22 protein-coding genes and 1 pseudogene are annotated in these 20,894 nt (G+C 61.6%); 14 read left to right on the top strand and 9 right to left on the bottom strand.

Translation table 11 applies throughout. From position 1 onward, the window contains the following. Nucleotides 1-2: 2 nt before the first annotated feature. The 6 genes from PH547_RS18025 to PH547_RS18050 all read left to right on the top strand — a co-directional run bounded on the left by PH547_RS18025 (nucleotide 3) and on the right by PH547_RS18050 (nucleotide 4,664). A complete protein-coding gene (locus PH547_RS18025; protein WP_285168983.1) occupies nucleotides 3-1,103 on the top strand; it encodes a thiohydantoin desulfurase in 1,101 nt (366 codons plus the stop codon). A gap of 18 nt (nucleotides 1,104-1,121) precedes the next feature. Further along, complete coding sequence (locus PH547_RS18030) at nucleotides 1,122-1,451, top strand: TfoX/Sxy family protein (RefSeq protein ID WP_285168984.1); 330 nt, start codon at nucleotides 1,122-1,124, stop codon at nucleotides 1,449-1,451. A 42-nt stretch (nucleotides 1,452-1,493) separates the two neighbouring features. Next, nucleotides 1,494-3,155, top strand: a complete 1,662-nt coding sequence (locus PH547_RS18035) for a thiourocanate hydratase (RefSeq protein ID WP_285168985.1) — start codon at nucleotides 1,494-1,496, stop codon at nucleotides 3,153-3,155. A gap of 125 nt (nucleotides 3,156-3,280) precedes the next feature. After that, nucleotides 3,281-3,955: a spermidine synthase gene (locus PH547_RS18040; RefSeq protein WP_285168986.1), complete on the top strand. Its 675-nt coding sequence runs from the start codon at nucleotides 3,281-3,283 to the stop codon at nucleotides 3,953-3,955. A gap of 65 nt (nucleotides 3,956-4,020) precedes the next feature. Beyond that, the gene (locus PH547_RS18045) at nucleotides 4,021-4,263 is read left to right on the top strand and encodes an antitoxin (RefSeq protein WP_285168987.1); all 243 of its coding nucleotides are present in this window, start codon (nucleotides 4,021-4,023) and stop codon (nucleotides 4,261-4,263) included. Beyond that, complete coding sequence (locus PH547_RS18050; RefSeq protein ID WP_104821786.1) at nucleotides 4,260-4,664, top strand: type II toxin-antitoxin system VapC family toxin; 405 nt, start codon at nucleotides 4,260-4,262, stop codon at nucleotides 4,662-4,664. Before PH547_RS18045 ends, PH547_RS18050 begins: the two co-directional genes overlap by 4 nt. Here the strand turns inward: PH547_RS18050 and PH547_RS18055 are convergent. From PH547_RS18055 to PH547_RS18075, 5 genes and pseudogenes are all read right to left on the bottom strand, one after another. Continuing rightward, a pseudogene (locus tag PH547_RS18055) lies at nucleotides 4,661-5,064 on the bottom strand (GFA family protein). The gene PH547_RS18050 and the pseudogene PH547_RS18055 overlap by 4 nt on opposite strands. Before the next feature lie 5 nt (nucleotides 5,065-5,069). Further along, complete coding sequence (locus tag PH547_RS18060; protein WP_104821784.1) at nucleotides 5,070-5,552, bottom strand: SRPBCC family protein; 483 nt, start codon at nucleotides 5,550-5,552, stop codon at nucleotides 5,070-5,072. Continuing rightward, nucleotides 5,536-5,877 carry an ArsR/SmtB family transcription factor gene (locus PH547_RS18065; protein WP_104821783.1) on the bottom strand — a complete coding sequence of 114 codons (342 nt, stop codon included), beginning with the start codon at nucleotides 5,875-5,877 and terminating at the stop codon, nucleotides 5,536-5,538. The genes PH547_RS18060 and PH547_RS18065 overlap by 17 nt, the downstream gene beginning before the upstream one ends. Before the next feature lie 118 nt (nucleotides 5,878-5,995). After that, nucleotides 5,996-6,382, bottom strand: coding sequence for a VOC family protein (locus PH547_RS18070; RefSeq protein ID WP_104821782.1), 387 nt, complete (start codon nucleotides 6,380-6,382; stop codon nucleotides 5,996-5,998). Nucleotides 6,383-6,404: 22 nt separating this feature from the next. Then, nucleotides 6,405-7,688, bottom strand: coding sequence for an MFS transporter (locus PH547_RS18075; RefSeq protein ID WP_285168988.1), 1,284 nt, complete (start codon nucleotides 7,686-7,688; stop codon nucleotides 6,405-6,407). Between the two features lie 96 nt (nucleotides 7,689-7,784). Here PH547_RS18075 and PH547_RS18080 point away from each other — a divergent pair, with 96 nt between their 5' ends. Beyond that, nucleotides 7,785-8,660: a LysR family transcriptional regulator gene (locus tag PH547_RS18080; RefSeq protein ID WP_285168989.1), complete on the top strand. Its 876-nt coding sequence runs from the start codon at nucleotides 7,785-7,787 to the stop codon at nucleotides 8,658-8,660. On the opposite strand, the gene PH547_RS18085 is transcribed toward PH547_RS18080, so the two are convergent. After that, nucleotides 8,661-9,566, bottom strand: a complete 906-nt coding sequence (locus PH547_RS18085) for a LysR family transcriptional regulator (protein ID WP_285168990.1) — start codon at nucleotides 9,564-9,566, stop codon at nucleotides 8,661-8,663. A 119-nt stretch (nucleotides 9,567-9,685) separates the two neighbouring features. Between PH547_RS18085 and PH547_RS18090 the strand changes: the two genes are divergently transcribed. The 3 genes from PH547_RS18090 to coaBC all read left to right on the top strand — a co-directional run bounded on the left by PH547_RS18090 (nucleotide 9,686) and on the right by coaBC (nucleotide 12,787). Next, nucleotides 9,686-10,450 carry an SDR family oxidoreductase gene (locus PH547_RS18090; RefSeq protein WP_285168991.1) on the top strand — a complete coding sequence of 255 codons (765 nt, stop codon included), beginning with the start codon at nucleotides 9,686-9,688 and terminating at the stop codon, nucleotides 10,448-10,450. A 150-nt stretch (nucleotides 10,451-10,600) separates the two neighbouring features. Continuing rightward, on the top strand, nucleotides 10,601-11,497 hold the full coding sequence (locus PH547_RS18095) for a LysR family transcriptional regulator (RefSeq protein ID WP_285168992.1): 897 nt from the start codon (nucleotides 10,601-10,603) through the stop codon (nucleotides 11,495-11,497). A 75-nt stretch (nucleotides 11,498-11,572) separates the two neighbouring features. Further along, nucleotides 11,573-12,787, top strand: coding sequence for a bifunctional phosphopantothenoylcysteine decarboxylase/phosphopantothenate--cysteine ligase CoaBC (gene coaBC, locus PH547_RS18100; protein WP_285168994.1), 1,215 nt, complete (start codon nucleotides 11,573-11,575; stop codon nucleotides 12,785-12,787). Here the strand turns inward: coaBC and PH547_RS18105 are convergent. Beyond that, nucleotides 12,771-13,589 carry a class II glutamine amidotransferase gene (locus tag PH547_RS18105; protein ID WP_285168995.1) on the bottom strand — a complete coding sequence of 273 codons (819 nt, stop codon included), beginning with the start codon at nucleotides 13,587-13,589 and terminating at the stop codon, nucleotides 12,771-12,773. The two genes, coaBC and PH547_RS18105, sit on opposite strands and share 17 nt — an antisense overlap. A gap of 905 nt (nucleotides 13,590-14,494) precedes the next feature. On the opposite strand from PH547_RS18105, the gene otsB reads away from it, so the two are divergent. Together otsB and otsA are read left to right on the top strand one after the other, a co-directional pair. Next, on the top strand, nucleotides 14,495-15,289 hold the full coding sequence (gene otsB / locus PH547_RS18110) for a trehalose-phosphatase (RefSeq protein WP_285168996.1): 795 nt from the start codon (nucleotides 14,495-14,497) through the stop codon (nucleotides 15,287-15,289). A gap of 54 nt (nucleotides 15,290-15,343) precedes the next feature. Then, complete coding sequence (gene otsA, locus PH547_RS18115; protein WP_285168997.1) at nucleotides 15,344-16,720, top strand: alpha,alpha-trehalose-phosphate synthase (UDP-forming); 1,377 nt, start codon at nucleotides 15,344-15,346, stop codon at nucleotides 16,718-16,720. A 10-nt stretch (nucleotides 16,721-16,730) separates the two neighbouring features. On the opposite strand, the gene PH547_RS18120 is transcribed toward otsA, so the two are convergent. After that, entirely contained in the window at nucleotides 16,731-17,633 is a 903-nt protein-coding gene (locus PH547_RS18120) for a choline sulfate utilization transcriptional regulator (protein WP_285168998.1), read from the bottom strand. Nucleotides 17,634-17,730: 97 nt separating this feature from the next. Between PH547_RS18120 and PH547_RS18125 the strand changes: the two genes are divergently transcribed. After that, nucleotides 17,731-18,678, top strand: a complete 948-nt coding sequence (locus PH547_RS18125) for a choline ABC transporter substrate-binding protein (protein WP_483315551.1) — start codon at nucleotides 17,731-17,733, stop codon at nucleotides 18,676-18,678. Nucleotides 18,679-18,698: 20 nt separating this feature from the next. Continuing rightward, a complete protein-coding gene (gene betC, locus PH547_RS18130; protein ID WP_285168999.1) occupies nucleotides 18,699-20,213 on the top strand; it encodes a choline-sulfatase in 1,515 nt (504 codons plus the stop codon). Between the two features lie 80 nt (nucleotides 20,214-20,293). Here betC and tsaA read toward each other — a convergent pair whose 3' ends face one another. Next, the gene (gene tsaA / locus PH547_RS18135) at nucleotides 20,294-20,818 is read right to left on the bottom strand and encodes a tRNA (N6-threonylcarbamoyladenosine(37)-N6)-methyltransferase TrmO (protein ID WP_285169000.1); all 525 of its coding nucleotides are present in this window, start codon (nucleotides 20,816-20,818) and stop codon (nucleotides 20,294-20,296) included. Between the last annotated feature and the right edge of the window lie 76 nt (nucleotides 20,819-20,894).

Genomic DNA, 20,894 nt, shown 5'->3' on the forward strand with positions numbered 1-20,894 from the left:
CGATGGGACGCGTACTCGTTGCCAAGGATGTGGAAGCGGCCGTCAAGGGCGGTTCGGTTTATGCAGCCGGCGGCGGCGGCTGGGCCGATCACGGTCGCATGCTCGGCTATGCGGCCGTCAATGTCGGCAAGCCCGAGCTGGTCTCGATCGACGAACTTGATGACGACGACTGGATCGCCACAGCCGCCGCCATCGGCGCGCCGGCCTCCACGACCCCCTGGGAAATGCAGGGTATCGATTACGTCAAGGCCGTGCAGCTCCTGCAGGACGAGCTTGGCGAGAAGCTTTCCGGCCTGATCATCGGCCAAAACGGCAAATCCTCGACGCTGAACGGCTGGCTGCCCTCGGCCATTCTCGGAACGACGGTCGTGGACGCGGTCGGCGACATCCGCGCCCATCCGACCGGCGACATGGGCTCGATCGGCATGGCGGGTTCGCCCGAGCAGATGATCCAGACAGCCGTCGGCGGCAATCGCGCCGAGAACCGCTATATCGAGCTGGTGGTGAAGGGCGCGACGGCGAAGATCTCGCCGATCCTGCGCGCGGCGTCCGACCAGTCCGGCGGCTTCATCGCCTCCTGCCGCAATCCGCTGCGGGCCTCCTATGTCCGCACGCATGCGGCCCTTGGCGGCATCTCCATGGCGCTCTCGCTCGGCGAAGCGATCATCGAGGCAGAAAAGAAGAGCGGCAGCGCCGTCATCGATGCCATTTGCAAGACCACCGGCGGACATATCCTGGCCGAAGGCACGATCACCAAGAAGGATGTCGTCTATACGAAGGAAGCCTTCGACATCGGCACGGTCACGGTCGGTAGCGGCGACAAGGCCGTCATCATGCATGTGATGAACGAATACATGGCCGTCGAGGATGCCAATGGTAAGCGCCTAGCGACCTTCCCCTCCGTCATCACGACGCTATCGCCGGAAGGCGAACCCTTGAGCGTCGGCCAGTTACACGAGGGCATGAAGGTTTTTATCCTGCATGTGCCAATGGATATCATTCCGCTGTCCGCCAGCGTGCTCGATCCGACCGTCTATCCCCCTGTCGAAAAGGCCATGGGGATCGAGATCGCGAAATACGCTCTGGCCGGCAAGAGGGGTTGAAAAGCGCGGGAGGCGCAGATGGCGCGTGACGCCGGTCTCGAAGAATTGCTGAAAGAGGAGCTCGGACAACGGCCCGGGCTCAGCGAAAAAGGGATGTTCGGCGGCTGGGCCTTTCTGCTCAACGGTCACCTGCTTTGCGGCGCCCGTGAAGACGGGATGCTGATCCGCCTCGGCAAGGGCAACGATGCCTGGGCGCTGGAGCAGCCTGATATCAAACCCATGCTGTCAGGCAGCCGCGAAATGCAGGGATGGGTGCGCGCCGGGCCGGAGGCCTATGGCAACGACATGCTGCGCAAGCGGCTGCTTCTAGCCGCGCTGAATTTCGTCGAAGGCCTGCCGCCGAAATAGCCGGGCCGCCGAAACAACAACGAAAATAGGGAAGGGAAATCCATGCCAAAAGCCAATCCACGTCACCCGAAATTCCCTATACCGGGCGGCCCGGAGCTGCGTGCCAAAGGCTGGCGGCAGGAGGCCCTGCTGCGTTTGCTGGAAAACGTGCTCTCGGTCGGCGAAGATCCGGATAATCTCGTCGTCTACGCAGCCCTCGGCAAGGCAGCCCGCAACTGGGCGGCGCACAAGGGCATCGTGAAGGCGCTGACCCAAATGGATGAGAACCAGACCCTGCTCATTCAGTCCGGCAAGCCGATCGGCCTCATCCGCACGCATGACAAGGCGCCGCTCGTCATCATGGCGAACTGCAATATCGTCGGGCAATGGGCGAAGGCCGAGGTGTTCTATGAGCTGCAGCGCAAGGGCTTGATCTGCTGGGGAGGTCTGACAGCCGGCGCCTGGCAATATATCGGCAGCCAGGGCGTCATCCAGGGCACCTATGAAATCTTCATGCGCATCGCCGAGCGCCGGTTCGGCGGCGACCTCTTCGGCCGCTTCGTCTTGACCGCCGGCCTCGGCGGCATGGGCGGCGCGCAGCCGCTCGCCGGCCGCATGGCGGGTGCCGCGATCCTCTGCGTCGATATCGATGCGGAGCGTGCTAGGAAGCGCCAGGACATCGGTTATCTGCAGGAAATCGCGCCCGATCTCGATTCCGCGCTGGCGATGATCGACGCCGCCGTCAAGGAGAAGCGCGCGCTTTCCGTCGGCCTTGTTGGCAATGCGGCCGAGATTTATCCCGAGATTGCCCGGCGCGGCATCGTGCCCGACATCGTCACCGACCAGACTTCGGCCCACGATCTCGTCTACGGCTATGTTCCGAAGGGTATGAGCCTGAACCAAGTCAAGGATTTGCGCGACGACGGCCAGGGCCAGCTCATGGCAGCGAGCCGCGCTTCGATCGTCGAGCATGTGAAGGCCATGCTGGACTTCCAGAGACAAGGCTCCGAAGTCTTCGACAACGGCAACCTGATCCGGACTCAGGCGAAGGAAGGCGGCGTCGCCAATGCCTTCGATATCCCGATCTTCACCGAAGCCTATCTGCGGCCGCTCTTCTGCCGCGCCATCGGCCCGTTCCGCTGGATGGCGCTTTCCGGCGAGGAAAGCGATATCGCCCGCATCGACGATCTGCTCTTGGAAATGTTCCCGGACAACAAGATCATCACCAACTGGATCCGCCTCGCCCGCCAGCATGTGCCTTTCGAAGGGCTGCCGGCGCGTATCGCATGGCTTGGGCATGGCGAGCGCACAGCGCTTGCCCGCCGCGTCAACGAGCTTGTGGCAAGCGGCGAGCTTAAGGGGCCGATCGCGTTTTCGCGCGACCACCTCGATGCCGGCGCCATGGCGCATCCGAACATCATGACCGAGCGCATGAAGGACGGCTCCGACGCCATTGCCGACTGGCCGCTGATCGACGCCATGATGCTCTGCTCGTCGATGGCTGATCTCGTCGTCGTCCATTCCGGCGGCGGCGGCTATGCCGGTTATATGACGAGCTGCGGCGTCACCGTGGTTGCCGACGGCACGCCTGCCGCCGACGAACGGCTCGACCACGCGCTGACCAACGACACCGCACTTGGCGTCATGCGCTATGCCGATGCCGGCTATGAGGAAGCGCTGGACGAAGTTGCGAAAAAGGATGTGCCCTATATCCGTCTCGGATAAGCACATCTGTTCTTACCAGCTTCAAGAGACTATGGTCCCGCGCAATTCGAAACGACCTATTTTACCGCAATTCCGGGCGGAAAGCCGCTACGCATTTTTCCTGGAATTGCTTTGGAGAGTTGCCCGTGATCCCCTGGACCTTGCTCGACACTGCGAAAATCCCCGGTGGCGGCGAGCTGCGCTTGAAGCAGCGCGGCCAGGAATTTTCCATCATGCTCGGCACCAACGAGCTGATGAACAGCCGCTTGAGCGGCTCGGAGCGTGCGCTCGCCACGCTTTCCTGCGAGAAGATCAAGGGCCGGAAGGCGCCGCACATACTGATCGGCGGGCTCGGCATGGGCTTTACCTTGCGCGCAGCGCTCGGCGAACTCGGTGCGGACGGCAAGGTCACGGTTGCGGAACTGGTTCCGGCTGTCGTGACCTGGGCCCGCGGGCCGATGACAACGGTCTTTGACGGCTGCCTCGACGACCCGCGCGTCACCATTCACGAGGGCGATGTGCGTCCGCTCATCCGAGCCAGCAAGGCAACTTATGACGCCATTCTGCTCGACGTCGACAATGGCCCGGATGGCATCACGTCCGAAGCCAATGACGGTCTCTATGATTATAGAGGCCTAAAGGCGGCGCGCGACGCATTGCGCCCGGGCGGCGTACTGGCGGTCTGGTCATCGGGACCAGACCGAGATTTCACGAGACGGCTCAACGACAGCGGTTTCGCTGCCGAGGTGGTCAATACGCGCGCCAATGGCAAGAACGGCGCGCGGCATGTCATCTGGCTGGCGACGAAGACGGGATCGTAACGCTTCGAATTGAAATCGCGCTCCAATTGCTATATATCAATGTCATATCTCAACGGAGCTATGGCATGGACACCGCAAAAATCTTCTGGTCCGGCCGCTCGCAGGCCGTACGTTTGCCAAAGGAATTTCGTCTCGACGGCGAAGAAGTGCGCATCCGGCGGCAGGGAAAAGCAATCATTCTGGAGCCGATCGCCGAAGATTGGGATTGGCTGGAATCCGTTACAGGGCCGGTCGACCACGATTTTGAAGAGGCGGCGACCGAACAGCCTGCCGAGCAGCAGCGCCCCGAACTGGATATCTTCAAGTGAAGTATTTGCTCGATAGCAATGCTGTCATCGCTCTGATGAAAGGGCATACCGGCTTCGTGAGCGAGCTTCGCAGACACAAGCCGCAGGATTTCGCCATCTCGGCCATCGTCGCGCACGAATTGTTTTATGGTGCCTATAAGGGGCAGCGTGTTGCAGACAATCTTGTGCGTGTCGATGCTTTGCAATTCGAGACACTGGATTTCGATAGGGAAGATGCCCGCGTGGCGGGCGAAATTCGTGCCAACTTGGCTTCGCTCGGCACGCCAATCGGTGCCTATGACGTTTTGATCGCGGGTCAGGCAGTCGCCCGCGATCTGATCCTGATAACGCGCAACGTCAGGGAATTTGAGCGCGTTCACAAGCTACGTTTCGAAGACTGGGAGTCCTTGCCGAGTAGCTAAAGATAGCGCGTTTCCTCCGGCGCGCGATCGAAGCGATCGTCGCGGCCGTCGAAATAGCCGACGGGAAGCGAGGCGAGTTCCGCGTCGGTGGTATCGTCCAGGCAGCTTATGCTGATGGCATAGAACTTACCGCCGAGTGCCGGGTTTTCACCCCAGTTGAAAGAGCTGATGCCGCAAGTCTTGCAGAACAGGTGATGCAGGATGCGTGGGCCAACTGGTATTCGCCGATACTGTCTTCGCCGGAGGTCAGGCGGAAATCGGCGGGCGTGGCAACTGCCAGCCAATTGCGCTTCTTCTTGCAGATCGAGCAGTTGCATTTGAACGTGCCGCCCTGCAAGTCGAGATCCGCTTCGTAGCTGACGGCGCCGCAATGGCAGCTTCCATGGTAGGTCTTCTTCATCACTCTCATCCTTCCCCTGAGGTGGCTTCTGCATAGGCGACATATTTGTCGAGCGCCTGTTCCCAGCCGCCGGTCTGCAGCTTCAGTTCGGTGTCGTCAGGCAGCTCGGCCTTGCGGAAAACGAGACGCGTCTTCTCGCCAAGCTCATGGAATTCCACGCTAACCTGCATCGGATGGCCGGGCTTGCCGTCCTGATTTTCCCAGGCGAAGGTGAAGACGAGACGCTCGGGCGGGACAATCTCCAGATAGCGCCCATGGCTCCAATATTCCCTGCCCTCCGGCGTCAGAATGCAGTGCCGCCAGGCGCCTCCTTCCCTTAGATCGACGGAAACGGATGGCGCCGTCATGTTCTGCGGCCCCCACCAGCGCATCAAATGTTCCGGCTCCGTCCAGAGGCGAAACAGCAAGGTTCGTGGCGCGGCAATGTCGCGGGTCAGCACGATCTCGCGCAGCGGGCGTCCGCTGCCGCCGTCATTGGCTGGGGTCATCCACGCCTCCCCTTTGCAACAGCGCCGCGTAGGCTTCCAGACGATCGAGATTATCGTTCCAGAACTGCCTGTAACTCTCCAGCCAGTCATCCACCTGCCGGAGCGGCCTGGGCTCCAGCCGGCAGGGCCGCCACTGCGCCTCCCTGCCCTTCGAGATCAGACCGGCTTTCTCCAGCACCTTCAGGTGCTTGGACACGGCGACCAGCGACATATCGAAAGGTTCAGCCAGCTCGGAGACGGACGCCTCGCCAGTTGCCAGCCGCGCCAGGATCGCCCGGCGGGTCGGATCGGCAAGGGCTGACAGGGTCATGCTCAAGGTATCCATATGAAATATTAAACCAGAAAGTTAATTAACTTATTGGTTTAGTATAGGTCGACAATCTGGAAGTCAAGCGGCTGCGTTTGGAGACAGCCTGGGGAGGGAGATCCGTCAGCCGACGATCTCAAAAGAGCGTATTGGACACTTCGATCAGGTTGCTATCCGGATCGCGGAAATAGACCGAGAGAATGGGGCCCGTCGCGCCGGTCCTGCGGACGGGGCCTTCCTCGATCGCGACACCCTCGGCTCCCAGATGAGCGATGATGTCCTCCAGCGGCGTCTTGCTGATGAAGCAAAGATCGGCCGAGCCCGGTGTCGGCCGATCGGCCTTCGGCTCGAATTCATGCCCGGCGCGATGCAGGTTGATCTTCTGATTACCGAAGGTCAGTGCTTTGCGGCCCTCCCCGAAGGTTTCGATGCCCATACCGAGGACACGGGCGTAGAACGCACAGCTTTCCTCGATGCTCGCGACCGTCAGCACCAGATGATCGAGATGGTCGATGCAGATCATCGCAAGCCTCCAATCCTATTGCTCAGCGGTGCGCCAGCCTAGCCACTCCGAACGCGGCCACAAGGCAGATGGCCAGCATGGCGAGGATGAAGGCAACCACAGCGGACCAGCCGTCAGCATGCCAGAAATAACCGCCGACGGAACCGGCGATGCTGGAGCCGAGATAATAGGCCAGCAGATAGAGCGACGAGGCATGGCCCTTGGCTCCGCGGGCCAAGCGCCCGACCAGTGCGCTCGCGACAGAATGGGTGACGAAGAACCCGATCGTCACCAAGACGATGCCGAGAATGACCAAGGGCAGCGGCGTAGCGAGCGTAATCGCCGCGCCAAGGGCGGCAACCAACACGCCGGCGGGCAGCACGACGAAATGACCGATGCGGTCGCCAAGGAGACCCGCCACCCAGGAGGCGACGATACCAAAGAGATAGGCGGTGAAGATCAGGCCAAGTTCGGTCTGGCTGAGATCATAGGGATCGGCCACCAGCCGGAATCCGGCATAGTTATAGACCGTAACGAAGGAGCCCATGACCAGGAAACCAATGGCAAAGAGCAATGGCAACGCCGGATTGCGGAAATGCCCCGCCCAGGCCCTGACATGGAAAGCGATGTCAAACCCCTTGCGCGGCGTGAAATTGCGCGACGGCGGCAGCAAAAGCAGGAAACCGGTGGCAGCCATCAGCCCGAGCACGCCGACGGCGGCAAGCGCCGGACGCCAGGTGAAGAATTCGGCGATCGTGCCCGTCACGACACGGCCGGCCATGCCGCCGAAGGCGTTGCCGGCGATATAGAGTCCCATGGCGCCGCCAAGGCCGCGCGGATCGATCTCTTCCGCCAGATAGGTCATGGCGACCGCAGGCACGCCGCCGAGCAGGAAACCTTCCAGTGCGCGAAAGATCAACAGCATCTGCCAGTTCGGCGCAATTGCGCAGGCGATCGTGCACAGGGCGGCACCCAGCAGCGAAAAGAACATCAGGCTGCGTCGGCCGAGATTTTCGGAAACGGCGGCGGCGCAGAAGATCGCGAAGGCGAGGAAGCCGGTCGAGAGAGACAGCGACAGCGAACTCGCAGCCGGCGTCACGCCAAAATCCTCGGAAAAGATCGGCATCAGCGGCTGCACGCAATAAAGCAGCGAAAAGGTCGCAAAACCGGAGAGGAACAGCCCAATGGTCGCTCGCTTGAACGCGGGCGTACCCCGCGTCAGGAATTGGCGAATCTCGAGCTTCGGCTCGGTTTCGACGAGCGTCAATTCGGGGCGAGAGGAGGCTTCTAAGACGGTGAGTTCTTGCTGTTGCACGGCGCGGGACATGAGGCACACAACCTTTCTTGCCCGCAAATCTAGTCAGGCCGACTTCATTAGTCCAATATATGGAACAGACGATTTCAATATGTTTTGGAGATAGCGATGGAGCTACGTCATATCCGCTATTTTCTGGCGCTGGCGGAGGAAGGGAATTTCACCCGCGCAGCCGCCAAACTCGGCATTGGACAGCCGCCGCTCAGCCAACAGATCCGCGATCTCGAAAACGAGGTGGGCGCAGCGCTCTTCCATCGTGTTCCGCACGGGGCGGAACTGACGGCGGCAGGCGAGGCCTTCCTTGCCGAAGCGAAGGCCGCCGTGGATGCAGCGGAAAAGGCAAAGCTCGCCGCCCAGCGCGCCAATCGCGGCGAGATCGGCCGCCTGTCGCTCGGCTTCACCGCATCCTCGGCCTTCAACACGATCGTCAGTGCCACTATTCGCGAATTCCGCAACCGCTGGCCGGCGGTGCGCCTGTCGCTGACAGAGATGAACACCAATGCGCTGATGGACCGGCTGATGCGCGGCGAAATCGACGCCGCCTTCATTCGACCCGGCCTGGAAGATCCGCACGACGTCCGGCTCAAGCGCTTCGCCGACGAGCCGATGGTGATCGCGCTGCCTGCCCATCATCCTCTTGCAGGCAAGGACCGCGTGCAGGTCGCCGCGCTGGCAAACGAGCCCTTCATCCTCTTCCCGCGCATGGTGGGACTGAGCCTCTATGACGATATCGTCGCCGCCTGCCGCGATGCCGGTTTCGAACTGGTGGTGACGCAGGAAGCGCCGCAGATCCCTTCCGTCGTCAATCTCGTCGCCGCCAATCTCGGGGTCTCCATCGTTCCCGCCTCGATCGCGCAGATCAAGCTCGACGGCGTCGCCTATCGCCCGATCGACGGGCCGCCACTGGTGGCGCGCCTTGGGCTCACCATCCTCAAGGCGCAGCGCTCGCCGGTTGCGGCCAATCTGATGAGCCTGATCGGCTGACTATCCAATAGGATCCCAATAGGGCGGATTGCCGAATGTCTTCTTCAGATGATCGGCGATGGCGCGCAGCTTTGCCGAGGGATTGCGCCCCTCCGGATGTGCCATGAAGATGAATTCGCCCTCCGGCCTGTAGCCAACATCGATTTCGACGAGCAGCCCCTGCTTGATCGCCGGGCCGGCGATGAAGGTCGGCAGCAGCGCGATGCCGAGACCGGCGATCGCCGCATCGCGAGACACGTCGCCATTGTTGATGCCGAGCGCCAGCTTGCCCCTGATGACCACTGGACCCTCCGGCCCCTGGAAGCGCCAATCGGCCACACCGCGGTTGGTGTAGAAAATCCCCCGGTGATCGCCGAGGTCCGCCAGCGAAGTCGGTGAGCCATTGCGGGCGAGATAGTCCGGCGATGCCACGAGAAGCCGGCGGCTGGGGGCGAGTTTCCAGGCAACGAGGCGTGAATCGGCAATCGGCCCGTGACGGATGATGGCGTCATAACCGTCCGAGGAGGCATCGACACGACGGTCGTCGAGATCGAGTGTCAGTTCGATTTCGGGGTGATCGCCCAGGAAAGGATAGAGCGCCGGACCGAGATGCATGCGGCCGAAGGTGACGGGGGCGGCGATGCGCAAGGGGCCCGCCAATGTGCCACGCCGTTCGGCGAGATCGGCCGCTGCCTCCCGCACCTCGTGCACGATCCGCGAGGCGCGCTCAAGGAAGGCGGCACCGTCTTCCGTCAACGTCAGCTTGCGGGTCGTGCGATGCAGCAGCGTGGCGCCGAGCGTCTTCTCCATCTCCGCCAACCGCTCGCTCACGACGGATTTCGATAGACGCAGCCGGCGCGCCGCTTCGCTGATCGATCCCGCTTCGGCTATGGCCACAAAAGCAGCGATTCCTTCAATCTTGAGCATCGTTCGGCAATCCCGAATTCGAATTCCATGATTTAAAGACTAATCCGAACGATCGAAAAACACCATTCTCTTTGCATCGGACGGAACAACAGACACGTCCTCACACAGGAGATGGAACAATGAACCGCTTGAATGGAAAAGTCGCAATCGTCACCGGTGCAAGCTCGGGCATCGGGCGCGCTACAGCGAAACTCTTTGCTGCCGAAGGCGCCAAGGTTATCGTCGGCGCCCGTCGCCAGCCGGAATTGGAAAGCCTTGTCGGGGAAATCAAAGCCGCGGGCGGCGAAGCTGCCGCACTCGCCGGCGATGTGCGTTCTGAAGATTATCACAAGGCGCTGGTCGCCCTCGCCGTCGAGCGCTACGGCAAACTCGACATCGCCTTCAACAATGCCGGTACGCTGGGCGAAGCCGGCCCGAGCACCGAGGTTTCGGAGGCAGGCTTTGCCGACACATTGGCAATCAACCTCACCGCTTCGTTCCTTGCGGCAAAGCACCAGATCGGTGAAATGGTCAAGCATGGCGGTGGTTCGGTGATCTTCACGTCGACCTTTGTGGGCTACAGCTTTGCCTTCCCCGGCGTTGCCGCCTATGCCGCCAGCAAGTCCGGCCTGATCGGTCTGACCCAGGCACTCGCTGCCGAATTCGGCTCGCGGAATGTCCGCGTCAATGCCGTGCTGCCGGGCGCGGTCGATACGGACATGTATCGCGAGATGAACGATACCCCCGACAAGCAGGGCTTCGTCACCAATCTGCATGCGCTGAAGCGTGTCGCTGGCCCCGACGAGCTTGCCCGCTCGGTCCTCTACCTCGCCTCCGACGATGCGAGCTTCGTCACCGGTACTGCATCGCTGGTCGATGGCGGCGCCTCGATCACGCGCACGTAATCGAGGCGGAACGAGCACTCGCCGAGATCCGAACCCCGGGGTGACTGAAGCGAGGCTGCGGAGCTTCTCCGCGGCCTTCCGCATTCGAAAGACTTTGACTGAAATGTACCGCCCCTCCATGATTGCTGACGGAAAATCATGGATGGAACGATGTTCGACGGACGATTACTGAATGGCGTCAGCGTGCTGGCAGCCGTAGTGGAAGGCGGCAGCTTCGTGCGGGCGGCGGAAGTGCTTGGCCTCACGCCCTCCGGGGTCAGCCGGGCAGTTTCGCGGCTGGAGGCGCGCATCGGCGTGCGCCTGCTGGACCGCACGACGCGAGCGCTGCGGCTGACGGATGATGGGGCTCGTTTCTACGAGCAGATGGTGCCGCTGCTCGGCGGCATCGAGGAGGCCGCCACGACGGTGGCCGGCGTCGCCCAATCCGTGCGTGGCCGCCTGCGTATCAATGTCGATCCCTATTTCTCTCGCCTCATCTTGGCGCCGCGCCTCGGCGCCTTCCTCGATCGCTATCCCGAGCTGCAGATCGAGATTTTGACCCGCAACGAGATCGGCGATCTCGTAGCCGACGGCATAGATGTCGCCCTGCGCTTCGGCGAGCCGCCGCAGACCTCGCTTATTGCCCGGTTGCTTCTGGAAACGCGCGTGATCACGGTCGCAGCACCCGCCTATATCGAGCGCTATGGCAGGCCGAAAACGCCGGCCGACGTCGCGAACCATCTCTGTATCCATTATCAGGATCCGCGCACCGGGCGCGCATTCGAATGGGAATTCCGGCGCGGGCGCAAGGTCATCCCCGTCGAGACGCGCGGCCGCATCCTGGTCAATGACGCCGGGACGACGTTGGGAACCTGTCTTGCGGGCCTCGGCATCGCCCAAGTCTTCACGCTTGGCATTGCGGATTTTCTGGAGCGCGGAGAGCTTGTCGACCTTTTCCCCGACTGGAAGGACGAGCTTTATCCGCTTTATGCCTTCTACCCGTCCCGCCATCACGTGCCGGCAAAGGTGCGTGCCTTCATCGACTTCTGTGTCGACATTCTCGGCTGACCATCAGAGCCGATTGCCTATTGTGCGCCAAAGGCTTAGGTTCATGAGCATAAAAACAGGCGACGGGTTCGGGCCATGGTTCTCGCGGGAAAACGCATCCTTCTCATCATTTCCGGGGGCATCGCGGCCTATAAGAGCCTCGACCTCATCCGGCGACTGCGCGAACGCGGCGCCACCGTCCGTCCGATCATGACATCGGGGGCACAGGAATTCATCACGCCGCTTGCCGTCGGCGCACTGGCGGCAGACCATGTCTTCACCGACCTGTTTTCCCGACAGGACGAGCAGGATGTCGGCCATATCAGGCTGGCGCGCGACTGCGATCTGGTGCTCATTGCGCCGGCAACGGCCGATCTCTTGGCCAAGATGGCCAATGGCTTGGCCGACGACCTTGCGTCGACCGTACTGCTCGCGACCGATCGGCCGGTGCTCGCAGCGCCTGCTATGAATCCGAAGATGTGGGCGCATCCGGCGACGAAGCGCAATGTCGAGATATTGAGGGGCGACGGCATCCGTTTCGTTGGCCCGATGTCCGGGGAAATGGCCGAGGGCAAGGAGGCCGGCACCGGTCGCATGGCCGAGCCATTGGAGATCGTCGCTGCCGCCGAAATGCGACTGGACGACGGTGCAAGGCCACTCGCCGGCAGAAAGGCCGTCGTCACGTCGGGTCCGACGCATGAGCCGATCGACCCCGTACGCTATATCGCCAACCGGTCCTCCGGCCGGCAAGGCCATGCCATCGCAGCAGCACTCGCGGCCCTCGGGGCCGACGTCACGCTCGTTTCCGGGCCTGTCTCGATCCCCGATCCGATGGGCATGCATGTTGTTCATGTCGAGCGGGCGGAAGAAATGCGCGATGCAGTGCTTTCAGCTCTTCCGGCCGATATCGCCGTGATGGTCGCGGCTGTTGCCGACTGGCGCGTCGCCTCTGCCGCCGATCAGAAGATCAAGAAACATCCGGGCGAATCCATTCCGACGCTGGCGCTCACGGAAAATCCCGACATCCTGAAAACCGTCGGCCATCACACGCAGCGGCCGAAACTCGTCATCGGCTTTGCGGCCGAAACGCAGGATGTGGAGGCGAATGCCAGGGCGAAGCTGGAACGTAAGGGTGCCGATATGATCGTCGCCAACGATGTCTCGCCGGCAACCGGTATCATGGGCGGCACGCGCAACAGCGTGAAACTCATCCGCCATGACGGCGTGGAGCGATGGCCCGATCTCGACAAGGACGAAGTGGCGGCGCGTCTGGCAGCTTTGATTGCCGAACAGTTCAAGCAGGGATCGTGACGGGCGTCTGCGGTCCGGCGGAGGATGCGCGCTTTTCCGGCTGGAAGGGCGTGATGTGAACGCCCATATCGTCGATCAATACGGCGCTGCCATCCGGAATTTCCGTCCAGGCATCGATATCGTCGTTCAGCGGCTCGGAGACGAGGCAATAACCGATGCCGACGGGCGAGGCGTAAAGCGTCGGCGCCTTGCGATCGGTGGCGTAGCGCACCGCATGCAGCGACTTGCCATCGGAAAAAGCGGCCGTGAAGCGCACCAGCGCCGAGCCGGTCAGATGAACCGACAGGCCCTCGACAAAACCGATGGTTTCCGCGATTGCGGCGAACGGATTGGTTGCAAGGCCGAATTGCAGCGCCAGCAGGAACATGAGTTCGGAATCGGTCGTGCCGCCGCGGGCGTGGAAAAGCTGATCATCGAGCATCGTTTCCATCGGCCGGCGCAAACGGTCAAAATTGGAAATCTGCCCGTTGTGCTGGAAAGACCAGTTCTCGTAGACGAAGGGATGGCAATTGTCGCGCCGCGTGCCGCCGCCGGTTGCGGCGCGGACGTGGGCGAGAAAGAGCGGGGAACGGATCTGCCGCGCCAAGCTCTTGAGATTGCAATCGGACCAAGCCGGAAGGATGTCGCGATAACGGCCCGGCTCCGGCCGATCGCCATACCAGGCAATGCCAAATCCGTCGCCGTTGGTCGCCGTCTTGGCGCGCGTTGCGCAATGGGATTGTTCGATGAGGGAGTGGGCAGGCGAAGACACCAGCTCCTCCAGATAGAGGGGGTCTCCACGATAGGCTGCCCAGCGACACATGCGTCTTTCGCTCCAATTCCCGCTTGCTTCCTGTCCGGCGGGAGAATGTCAAAATCAAGGACGATTGTTTGTGCGGAATAGGTAATAAACTCTTAATTTACCAAGGATTGATGGGTGAAGGTGACAGATTCTTGACACGCCGTCCGATCACATTTCGGCGTCGCAGCATTATTCTTTTGTGACCTGCCTGCTTCGAATCGGCTTTTTGGCCTCTCGCTGCGTAGCTTGATGAAAATGTCGGCTTGGCCTATATTCCTGGAGCGAGGGGCGGGTTGCAGCCCACCCCTCTTTATTTCGCTGTTAAAAAGCTACCCGGACTTCAAGCTGCCAGCTAGTCCGGGTTTTTCTTATGCGAAACGTGATGCTAAGTGGAAACCACATAGCTCACCTCCTTGTTGACGGCGAGGCCGATCGCCACGGTCGAGGTTGCCCATCTTCCCCGATCCTGCCCGCTGGCAGGGACAGGCGCTGCTTTCGCTGCCAACTGCCGCGATCAATTCACGCAAAAGTTGAACGAAGCCTTGCGTTTCAATGCGACACGAAGAGTGAAGCGTCTCGCCCTCTGCACTCTTGAATTCAGCAAAATTTGAGTTACGTTAGGCATATCGTCAACGTAGCGAAAGGAAGGTGATCCAATGTCTAGTGAGATTTCGGTCCGCGTATCAGGCATGGAAATGGTTGTGAGCGTTGCGAGGCAGCCCTCGCTCTGATCAAGCCTTCCGGAAGCGTCTTCGCTTCAGGCCAGTTACGGGCCAAAACTCATGGAAGGGTCGCTTTGCGCGGCCCTTTTTTGCATCTATCGGTTGCCGATATCGCGGCGCTTCGGGCTCTCTTTCCCGGAATAAACGTTTTCGTGTGGTCGTTTTTCTCTTGCCGAACGGAAAGCGCGCCATAGCTAAGCTTCCATGACTTACAAGGAACAGCCCGAACAGGGTGAAGCCGAACCCGCGCCGTCGAATGAGCCGGCGCTCACCGCACTCTCATTGTATCCTGACGAATGGGCGCTGTTCCTCGACATAGACGGAACGCTGCTCGATCTCGCGGAGACCCCGGACGCGATAGTCGTACCTCCGTCCCTGCCCTTTGTGCTTCAGACGCTCTCCCGCCAGCTCGGTGGTGCGCTGGCGCTGGTGACCGGGCGCGGGGTTGCCTTTGTCGATCCTCTGTTTACTCCCTTCCACTTCTCCGTCGCCGGCCTGCACGGCGCCGAACGGCGCGATGCGGCAGGACGCTTGCGGCGCGCGCTGATCCCGCCCGCCTTCCAGGAGATGAAGCGCATGATCACGCGGGAGGTCGCGGCCTGGCCCGGCGTTCTCGTCGAAGACAAAGGGGCTGCGGTTGCCGTTCACTACCGGCTGGCACCCGAGCGCCAAGCCGACGTCGCCGAAGCGATGCAGCGCTATCTGCAGGAAGCCGGCCCGGACTGGATCCTGCAGCACGGCAAGCTCGTGGTCGAAATTTGCCCCGCGCATGCGAGCAAAGGGCATGCTGTCGAAGCCTTTCTCAACGAGCCTCCCTTCAACGGGCGGCGGCCCCTCGCGATCGGTGACGACGTTACCGACGAGACCATGTTCGCCGTCGCCAACCGCCTCGGCGGTCAATCTGTGCGCGTCGGCCCGCCCAGCGGCAAGACGCTTGCACGCGCATCCATTCCCTCACCCGCGCGTTTAAGAGAGATACTCGCAGCGCTAGCCAAATAATCATTTTTTGGTCATTTCGGCCTACCGCCGCGGCCCTCTCGAAAGGAGCATTCCGTGAGTCGTCTCATCATTGTTTCCAACCGCGTTTCCGTCCCTGACAACCAAGGTGCGGCGGCGGCCGGCGGGCTTGCCGTGGCGTTGCAGGCTGCCCTTGCCGAACGCGGCGGCGTGTGGATGGGCTGGTCGGGCAAATCGAGCGGCGATGTCGAACCCGAACCGCTGGTGCTGACTGAAGACGGCAATATCACCTACGCGCTGACCGATCTCACCCAGACCGATGTCGAGGAATATTACCAAGGCTTCGCAAATCGCGTGCTCTGGCCGATCTGCCACTACCGGCTGGACCTGGCCGAATATGGCCGCAAGGAAATGGCCAGCTATTTCCGCGTCAATCGTTTCTTCGCCCATCGGCTGGCGCCGCTGGTTGAGCCCGACGATATCATCTGGGTGCATGACTACCACCTCATCCCGCTGGCGGCGGAGCTGAGGCAAATGGGGTTCAAGAACCGCATCGGTTTCTTCCTGCACATTCCCTGGCCGCCGGCCGACGTGCTTTTCACCATGCCGGTGCACGAAGAAATCATGCGGGGCCTCTCGTCCTATGACCTCCTCGGCTTCCAGACCAAATACGATCTGGAAAATTTCGCCGGCTGCCTGAAGCGCGAGGGCATGGGGGTCGAAAACAGTCCGGGCCATTTCAGTGCCCACGGCCACAACTTCCGCGGCGGTGCCTATTCGATCGGCATCGAGACCGCTGCCTTCGCCGCCTTCGCCCGCAAGGCCGCAGCCCACAGCATGGTGCGCAAGGCGCAGCAAAGCATCGAAGGCCGCGACCTGATCATCGGCGTCGATCGGCTCGATTACTCCAAAGGGATCACGCAGCGCATCGACGCATTCGAGCGTTTCATCGTTAACAATCCGGCCCATCAGCGCCGCGTCACCTATCTGCAGATCACGCCGAAATCGCGCTCGGAAGTGCCTGAATACGAGGCGATGCAGCATGCCGTCGCCGAGCAGGCCGGCCGGGTCAACGGCGCGATCGGCACCGTCGACTGGGTGCCGATCCGCTATATCAACCGCTCGATCAGCCGTCCGGTGCTGGCCGGCCTCTACCGACTGGCGAAAGTCGGCCTGGTGACGCCGCTGCGCGACGGCATGAACCTTGTCGCCAAGGAATATGTGGCGGCGCAGGACCCGGACGATCCCGGCGTGCTGGTGCTCTCGCGTTTCGCCGGATCGGCGCGCGAACTGAAAGGCGCCTTGCTGGTCAACCCCTATGATGTCGACGGCACGGCAAATGCCTTGGCGCGGGGCATCAATATGCCGCTGGAAGAACGGCGTGAACGCTGGCGCGGCATGATGGACCATCTGCTGGAAAACGATGTTTCGCGCTGGTGCGATACTTTCCTCGCAGATCTGCGGGCAGAGTGACGGGCACCGGCTACATAGCCGCGGCTTCCCTGACGAGCCATTCCGTCAACTGTTCCGCATGCATGCTCTGCGACTTCGGCGGCAGAAGCCAATAGCCGCGGTTCGATCCGTCCAGCACCGGACCGGCGGTCACCAGCATGCGCCCGGCCAGCAGCGAATCCACCAGTCCCATCCAGCCGAGCGCCAATCCCTGCTCACCGATCGCCGCCTGAACGACCAGTGAATAGGTGTTGAACCGCAGATCGCCATGGCCGGCATAGCTGTCGCGGCTGATGCCAAGTTCGGCGAAATAGCTCTTCCAATCGAACCAGGGCGACGGTGTTTCCGTGTCCAGATGCACAAGCGTCGCTTGCGCCAGGCGGCTTGGATCGCTGAAAGGACCGTATTTGTCGACGAAGCCCTGCGCACAGATCGGCGCCACCCTCTCAGGCAACAACAATAAGGCTTCCGGCCCGAACTCCTCCCGTGCGCCAAAGACGACGGCGACGTCGTCGCTTTCCGCATGGCCACGCTCCTGTCGCTGCGTCGCGACGATCTGAATATCCAGCTCCGGATGAAGGAGACGAAACCGATGCATACGGGGGATCAGCCATAGCGCCGAGAAGGCATAATCGGTCCGAAGCCGCACTGTCGGCCGCTGCGCCTCGGCGCGAAAGCTGCGCACCAGTGAATCGACGCCGCCAACCGCCTTCTCCACGACCTCGAACAGGCGGCGACCTTCCGGGGACAGTTCAACACCGCGATGCTGGCGATGAAAGAGCGTCACGCCCATCTGCTCCTCGATCCGCCGGATCTGATAGCTGACCGCCGGCTGGGTCAGCCCGAGGCTTGCCGCTGCGGACGATAGGCTGCCCGAGCGCCCTACCTCGACAAAAATCCGCAGCCATCCGAGGTCCACGGGCCGTTCAGCCATAGAAATTCCTTTTACCATCCATCGAAAAAAGCCCGCTTCACAGGCCGAATGCTAGTGATGTTCAATAAAATGAGCAAATATAAAGGGAACTGTCATCATGCGAATTTCTACTATCGGCCGGCTTGCTGTCGGCGCACTCCTTTCCGCATTGTCCTTCGCCGGCATCGCCAGAGCCGATGGCGATGCCTGCCGCACCATCAATTTGTCCGATCCGGGCTGGACTGACATCACCTCGACCAACGGCGTCACGGGCGTGCTGCTCGGCGCGCTCGGCTATGAGCCGGACATCAAGACACTTTCCGTGCCGATCGGCTATCAATCGATGAAGACCGGCGAAACCGACGTCTTCCTCGGCAATTGGATGCCGGCGCAGAAGGCCTTCGTCGACGACCTCAACAAGGCCAAAGCCATCGAAGTGCTGAACCGCAATCTTCAGGGCGCGAAATTCACCCTCGCCGTTCCGACCTATGTCGCCGACAAGGGCGTCAAGAATTTTGCCGACCTGCAGAAGCATGCCGACGAATTCGACCACAAGATCTACGGCATCGAACCCGGCGCGCCGGCCAATTCCAATATACAGAAGATGATCGATGCCAACGATTTCGGCCTGAAGGGCTGGGAATTGGTGGAATCGAGCGAGCAGGCGATGCTGTCGCAGGTCGAGCGCGCCGGCAAGGACAAGCAAGCGATCGTTTTCCTCGCCTGGGCGCCGCATCCGATGAATGAGCGTTTCCAGATTGCCTATCTCGCAGGCGGCGACGCCTATTTCGGTCCGGACTACGGCGGCGCACAGGTCTACACGCTGGCACGCACGGGCTGGGCGGCCGCCTGCCCGAACGCGGCGAAATTGTTCCACAATCTAACCTTCGACATCGGCATGGAAAACTCGCTGATGGGTTCGATCCTCGGCGGCGAGGATGCAAAGACCGCGGCAACCGCTTGGCTGAAGGCGCATCCGGAGGCTATGACACCCTGGCTCGCCGGCGTGACGACGATCGACGGCAAGCCCGGTCTCGATGCCGTCAAGGTCGCAGTCGGCCTCTGATCCAGTAAAGGACATCCAACATGGCGCGCCCGAACATCCTTATCCTCATGGTCGATCAGTTGAACGGAACATTGTTTCCCGATGGCCCGGCCGATTTTCTCCATGCACCCGTGCTGAAGGCACTGGCGAAACGCTCCGTGCGCTTCGCCAACAGCTATACGGCAAGCCCGCTCTGCGCGCCGGCGCGGGCCTCCTTCATGTCGGGGCAATTGCCGAGCCGCACGCGCGTCTATGACAATGCCGCCGAGTTCGCCTCCGATATCCCGACCTTCGCGCATCATTTGCGGGCGGCGGGCTACCAGACGGCGCTTTCCGGCAAGATGCATTTCGTCGGGCCGGACCAGATGCACGGCTTCGAGGAGCGGCTCACGACCGATATCTATCCCGCCGATTTCGGCTGGACGCCCGACTATACGAAACCGGGCGAGCGCATCGACTGGTGGTATCACAATCTCGGTTCGGTGACCGGGGCCGGCGTCGCCGAAATCACCAATCAGATGGAGTATGACGACGAAGTCGCCTATCACGCGACGCGCAAACTGCTCGACCTGTCGCGCGGGCACGACGAGCGGCCCTGGTGCCTGACCGTCAGCTTCACCCATCCGCACGACCCCTATGTCGCCCGCCGCCGTTTCTGGGATCTTTATGAAGACTGCCCGGCGCTTGACCCCGATGTCGCCGAAATCCCCTTTGACAAGCAGGACCCGCATTCGCAGCGGCTGATGAAGGCGAGCGATCATACCGCCTTCGACATCACGCCTGAGCAGGTCCGCCAGGCGCGCCGCGGCTATTTCGCCAATATTTCCTATGTCGATGAGAAGATCGGCGAAATCCTCCACGCGCTGGAGCGCGGCCGCATGGCCGACAACACCATCGTGCTCTTCGTTTCCGATCACGGCGATATGCTCGGCGAACGCGGACTGTGGTTCAAGATGAATTTCTTCGAAGGCTCGGCGCGCGTGCCGCTGATGATCGCCGCGCCCGGCTGGAATGCCCGACGCATCGACGAGCCGGTGTCGACGCTCGACGTGACACCGACGCTTGCCGGCCTTGCCGGGCTCGATATCGCCTCGCTGCGGCACTGGACGGATGGGGAGGACCTTGCTCCCCTCGTTCATGGCACCGGAAGCCGTGGCCCGGTGCCAATGGAATATGCGGCAGAAGGATCGGAAGCGCCGCTCGTCTGCTTGCGCGACGGCCGCTACAAGTTGGCGCTCTGCGACAAGGACCCGCCCCTGCTTTTCGATCTCGACGCCGACCCCAAAGAACTGATCAATCTTGCCGACGATCCGGCGCACGCCGAAATTCTGGCGCGGCTGACGGCACAAGCGAAACAGCGCTGGAATCTTTCCACCTTCGACGCCGCCGTGCGCGAAAGCCAGGCGCGGCGATGGGTGGTCTATGCGGCCCTGCGCAACGGTGCCTATTATCCCTGGGACTACCAGCCGCTGCAGAAGGCATCCGAGCGCTATATGCGCAACCATATGGATCTGAACGTCTTGGAGGAGAACCAGCGTTTTCCACGGGGCGAATAAGTCATAGTGGCTGTCGGCTGACACCCAAGGTGAGCATGATCTTGTCCGAAAACCCGCTTCACACTTTTCGGGATCATGCTTCACGCCTTCTGACAATAATGCGCCGTCTCGCCGTCGCCGGTCTGGAAATCGCCAGATTGCGGCGGCGCGATCGGTTTGAACAGGCTCCGATCCGGTTTAAGGTCGAGCAGCGGCGTCCCATCCAGGCAATCGAGACCGCGCACAAGCAGGATGCCACCTTCGACCGCCTCCAGCTTGACAATGGAGGTGCCGATCGGATTTGGCCGCACCGGCGAGCGCAGCGAGAAAGTACCGTGCACCTTGCCGTTGCTGGCCGGACTCTGCAGCACGAGATCGCGCCGCGAGCGGTCCAGCCAATAGAGGATTTCCAGCCGCTCGAAAGTCTCCACCCCCTTCAGCGCCGGCACCCAGGGCTCGAAAATCTCGATGCGGCAGAGCGGCCCGTCATGCCGCCCCTGACGCGGCGTCTCCATCCGAGAGGTCCACGGTGTCGAAATGCGGCCGATGAAGACAAGACCGGCATCTGTCGCTGCCGGCGGCTCAATCGCCACTTCGTTTTCCCGAATTTCGTTTTCGCGGACCATATTTCCCTCCGAAGCGTTGCGGCGCGATCATCCGCTAAATCCACCCGATAGAATAGCTCGTAAAGCCGTAGCACGG

The sequence above is a fragment of the Rhizobium cerradonense genome, assembly GCF_030182455.1.
In the GTDB taxonomy this organism is placed as follows: domain Bacteria; phylum Pseudomonadota; class Alphaproteobacteria; order Rhizobiales; family Rhizobiaceae; genus Rhizobium.